At 40.3% G+C, this 5013-nt stretch carries 4 protein-coding genes and 2 pseudogenes; 3 read left to right on the forward strand and 3 right to left on the reverse strand.

What is annotated here, in order from left to right:
* The 3 genes and pseudogenes from H6G97_RS45225 to H6G97_RS45235 form a co-directional block, all read left to right on the forward strand.
* Nucleotides 1–616, forward strand: a pseudogene (locus tag H6G97_RS45225) (ATP-binding domain-containing protein); the annotation flags it as partial.
* Between the two features lie 81 nt (nucleotides 617–697).
* Nucleotides 698–1633 (forward strand): RNA polymerase sigma factor, RpoD/SigA family, encoded by a 936-nt coding sequence (locus tag H6G97_RS45230; protein WP_190946967.1) that lies wholly within the window; start codon nucleotides 698–700, stop codon nucleotides 1631–1633.
* An 88-nt stretch (nucleotides 1634–1721) separates the two neighbouring features.
* Entirely contained in the window at nucleotides 1722–1970 is a 249-nt protein-coding gene (locus tag H6G97_RS45235) for a hypothetical protein (protein WP_190946968.1), read from the forward strand.
* 473 nt (nucleotides 1971–2443) lie between these two features.
* Here the strand turns inward: H6G97_RS45235 and H6G97_RS45240 are convergent, their stop codons facing one another.
* The 3 genes and pseudogenes from H6G97_RS45240 to H6G97_RS56380 form a co-directional block, all read right to left on the reverse strand.
* Nucleotides 2444–3391 (reverse strand): RNA polymerase sigma factor, RpoD/SigA family, encoded by a 948-nt coding sequence (locus tag H6G97_RS45240; protein WP_190946969.1) that lies wholly within the window; start codon nucleotides 3389–3391, stop codon nucleotides 2444–2446.
* Between the two features lie 380 nt (nucleotides 3392–3771).
* Nucleotides 3772–3930 (reverse strand): CopG family transcriptional regulator, encoded by a 159-nt coding sequence (locus tag H6G97_RS45245; protein ID WP_190946970.1) that lies wholly within the window; start codon nucleotides 3928–3930, stop codon nucleotides 3772–3774.
* A 374-nt stretch (nucleotides 3931–4304) separates the two neighbouring features.
* Nucleotides 4305–5013, reverse strand: a pseudogene (locus H6G97_RS56380) (IS1634 family transposase); the annotation flags it as partial.

Consider the following 5013-nt stretch of genomic DNA (forward strand, 5'->3'; position numbering starts at 1 on the left):
TTGATTACAGACTTGCTCCCTCGCCTAGGTTTTAATCCTGCCACTGATGTCCAAGTGCTTTGCCCAATGACACGGGGAGTTGTGGGTACTCGCAATCTTAATACCGTGTTACAGCTGCTGATTAATCCACCCGCCCCCGACAAGGTGGAGATTAACAGAGGTGGGAATTTGTTACGCGAGGGCGATGTCTGCGACAAGCCGCTAAGAGCGTCTACGGATTATCCAGTTGACCAACGACTACAACCGCGAAGTCTTCAACGGTGACTTAGGAATAATCCTCACCATTGATACTGTCGAGCAGGAAGTTACAGTGCAATATGGTGAGCGGACTGTGGTTTACGATTACGCTGACCTCAATGAAATTGCGCTAGCGTGGTGCGTGACTATTCATAAAAGCCAGGGGTCAGAATATCCGGTGGTGATTTTGCCAATCTATATGCAGCACTATATGATGTTGACCCGGAACCTGTTTTACACCGGGCTGACCCGTGCCAAGAAATTAGCGATCGTGGTTGGAGCAAAAAAAGCGATATCTCTGGCGGTGCGCTCTACTGATGACCAAAAGCGCTACACAAGGTTGAAGCAGAGGTTGCTTCAGACAGGGCTGGATTGGTGATGTGTTTTGTGTTCTTCAAAATAGAAAACTTTATTGAGTTATACTTTTAAATCCCCTGGTTAAAAAAAGCGTTGAGTTTGTATGTCCAGCCTCAGTTCCGACATGGTTCGCATCTATTTGCAGGAAATTAGTCAGTATCCTTTATTAAAGCCAGAGGAAGAAATTGCTTATGGTAGAAAGGTACAAGAAATGATTGCCATTGAGCAATCTAAAAATGAACTCACCCAACAGCTAGACTGTGAAGCAACTTTGACTCAATTAGCTAATGCTGTCGAAAAAACCGAAGCACAAGTCCGAGCAGCACTACACCTTGGCCAAAAAGCCAAACAAAAAATGGTAACAGCAAACCTGCGATTGGTAGTATCTGTTGCTAAAAAATATCAAAACCGCAATTTGGAATTTTTAGATTTGATCCAAGAAGGAGCAATCGGTTTACAAAGGGGTATAGAAAAGTTTGATCCCAACCGAGGTTATAGGCTATCAACCTACGCCTACTGGTGGATTAGTCAAGCAATAACCAGAGCTATAGCAGAACAATCCCGCACTATTAGATTACCTGTTCACCTCACTGAAATACTTACCAAAATTAAGAAAGTGCAGCGAGAAAGCTTTCAAAAACTCGGTCGTCATGCTAGTGCTGAAGAAATTGCATCAGCATTAAACATAAGCACAGATAAACTTCGAGAATATCTCAGTGCCTCTCGCACAGCCATCTCTTTAAATAAACAAGTCGGAGATGAGCAAGAAACAGAATTGGGCGAAATTTTAACAGACGTTGGTGTTTCACCAGAAAAACTCCTCACCCAAGACGTGGCTAAATTATTAGAACCACTGACACCAATTCAACGTCAAGTGTTGACTTTAAGCTTTGGTCTGGAGAACGATTTGCATTTGAATCTTGCTCAAATTGGTAAAGAGCTAAACCTCAGCCGAGAGCGGATTCGTCAAATCCAAGTCAAGGCTATAAGCATTCTCCGTCGCCAGCACAATGACATCCAAAAATATTTATTTGATTAAGTAGAATTACTTCCATCAGATAATGCACGGATCTTGTAGAACTAAGATGAAAAACTATTATTAAGAAGTAAGGATACTTTACTAATCAATGCCCAGCAAAACTATTGAAGTCCGAGAGTACACCGTCAGAGCGCACAAGCGGGAAATTCATACTCGCGTTTTCAACTTCGTATGTAAGCAGTGTGAACAACCCACACAACGAGAAACCTTTGGTGTGCGACCGTTCTACTGTGAGCAATGCCGTCCGCCACAAGCACCCAAGAAATCAGTAGTCCCTCTCAAGAAAAGAAAACCCAGAGCTATGACTTACAAGAGTGGCAAAGACATAGCAGGATGATTTGTTGTCTCAAGGTTTTGAGTGAGCGCACGAAAGTGAGTGAAGCAGTGCGCTCATTCGCTTAACCTAACTCAAAGTGGTAAAAAGTAACAAGAATGAATGTCACCCTTGTAAAAGTGAAACCTAGTTTGGGCTATCTTGTTGGGGCTAGGGCAATACGGTTCGGTTAAGAATATTTCTTGGTTGAGGCAGGCTGGCATTGCAGTTCGGGGAGAGAAGCTGTTCTTGAGAGGAGAACTACTGACCAATAACTCTTTTTCCTCCCCTACCTCAAGAGCTTATCCGAACCGTATTGAGGGGTAGGGTGTAGGCTGAGTGTGTTTAAGGCAATTGAATTTTAGTGCGTCAACGGATGTAAAGTTGTGATGAAAAACCCTAGTTTCTTTGATATACTCCAACGAACATCTGGGCTTTCTTAGAACAAAAACCGTATATATTTTTTAAATGATTTACGGCAACAAAAGTTATTCTAATTAATTAAGATACTCCTTAATATCACTTTTTTGACGGCGAAGAATAGAAAGTGCTTTATATTCAAGCTGGCGAATTCGTTCTCGGCTTAAGTTAAGGCGTTCTCCAATTTGAGTTAAGGTCAGTTGATAGTCATTTTCTAGCCCGAAACGTAGAGTTATTACTTCTCGTTGCATTGGGTCCAGCGATGCTAGCAACTCTTTAATATTCTGGCGCATCAATGAAAAATTTAATTGTTCCAAAGGGGAAATATTTTCCGAAGCCAAAAGTTCACTTAATTCGGTATCCTGCTGATCGCCGACTTGCATTTCTAAAGATAGAGGGAGTTTAGATACTTGAAGATACTCTCGGATTTTTTCTGGCTTGACTTTCAAGGATTCGGCAATTTCTGCCATAGTCGGCTGGCGGCCATTCAATTGTGATAGTTCTCTTTGTACTTTTTTAAAAGAGCTTAGTTTCTCGACAACATGAATCGGAAGGCGAATAGTGCGAGACTTCTCACCAATTGCTCTAGTAATTGCTTGTTTTATCCACCAATAGACATAAGTTGAAAGTTTGCAACCTTGATTTGGGTCAAATTTTTCAATGCCACGGTATAAACCGAGCGTACCTTCCTGGATAAGATCAAGAAGTTCCAGATTACGATCCTGGTACTTTTTAGCAACAGAAACTACCAGACGTAGGTTAGCAGTCACCATTTTTTGCTTTGCTCGTTCCCCTTGGTGAAGAATAGACTTGACTTCGGCTTCAGTTTTACCAAGATTTGCGGCTAATTCTCTTGTAGTTGGCTGTCGGTTTAATCGTTGTGCAAGGCTTACGCACTCTTGTTCAACCCCAAGCATCAGTTGTATAAGTCGTGCTAATGAGATTTCCTGAGATGGAGTCAGCAGAGGATAGCGAGCAATTTCTTTGAGGTAGGAGCGAACTAAGTCGGTAGTTGGACTGGGCATACTTTCAATTAATGGTGAGGAATATTTTGATTTTTCGTTTGAGTAAAATATTTTAGTAAGAATTCAGGAGTAAGAATTCAGCTATTGTGAATAGTTAAATAATCAAACAGAGACCAATACTTTTAGGTTAAGAATTTCGGCATGATTTGCACTCACTAAATTCAAGGCATTCAGTCACTTTCTTCTAAGTAGATTTTTAAGCAGAGAAGCTTAACCGAGAGGTATTGAAAGAAAGACTTGATAAATAAATATCCTAGTTTTAATAAATTCCTTGTATATTCTGGTTTCTGACTCCTGTGTGCTGAATTCTTAGCATGTTAACAAGGATTAGGTAAAGAATGGTTATGTACAACAGGGTCAGAGCTACATGGTTTAGTCTGTTAAGACGCTGACAGATCGGTTATTGTCAAAGAGCGAATCAACTCCCGAATCACATCAGTAGCAGGTCTACCTGCCATTGCACAATATCGTTCAAGCTTTTGGCTTTCAACTGATGCGAGATTTAGCGTGATTCGTTTGACAGCCCATTTTTTGTTCATGACTTGACCTAATAATTAAATTTAATAAATTATCTAAACTTACAAGACCAGATGTTAACTACAGCATAGTTGCTGTAAACCCTTTTTAGCACATCCTCTCCAAGGTATTTACTTATAATCGAAAACTTCATTAATAAATCATTTATATAAACTTTAGATTTATTTAAAAATTATTTTTATCTTTTATAAATATTGTTAATTCAAGCGCAATTAGAGCCAGCCTAGCAACAGACCTGTAAAAAGTAAGCACTATCAATTGAATCTTGGTTAATACTTTTTTCATACAATTGCATCCAAGATTCATCCGCTCTTTACCCAGAGTTTGAATTAACTAAGTTAAACTTCATATTTCATGTTCGCGTAATAGGATTTGACTAAGAGGAATTATCCACCAAGCCGCTATAAATATCAGGAGACAGTCCTAGTAAGCTAATAATTTCTTGCTGTAGAAGATTTATTGGTGGTACATAGCCAAAACGTTCACCTCGGACTTCAATAATCGTCAAAGTGAGGTTAGAAAAAGCACGTAATAACCTCTCAGCAGTAGGTTTATTAGTTTGTTTTTTGGGGTTATCAGGATATAACCCAGTAAAAGTTTTGCTCTGTGCTTCCAGTTGTCGTCGGACAACAAACTCGATTAAAGTCAGCAGTCGCAGTGCTAAACTCAGTAAATGAATCAGCCCAGTAACCTGGTATTCACGTTGAACAAACATTCGGGCAATGGAAAGCGATGCACTCTTGAGACGATGAAAACCACGCTCGGCAATCCACTCATCTCGATTACGCCAGTACGGCTTGCTCGATGGATAAGATGCTTAGTGGCGCATTGCTAACAAAAGCTCTCCATCCAAAAGCTTTTTGGGCTTGGGCAATAGCACTTTCGTTACGTGTAATGTTTTGATTTGATACCTAATTTTCTTGCTAATACGCTTAGGACGATCTGTTGCACGACCACGACCTACATATTTTTCAACAATAGTTTCCTGGCATTCATGCTCGAAGCCAAGTAACCCTTCGACTCGATGTTGGCGAAGAATTTCTGTAGCTTTTTGCAACAAAACCTGTTCGGAACTAATCGTGTTA

It is taken from the genome of Nostoc flagelliforme FACHB-838, from assembly GCF_014698065.1.
Classification (GTDB): domain Bacteria; phylum Cyanobacteriota; class Cyanobacteriia; order Cyanobacteriales; family Nostocaceae; genus Nostoc; species Nostoc flagelliforme_B.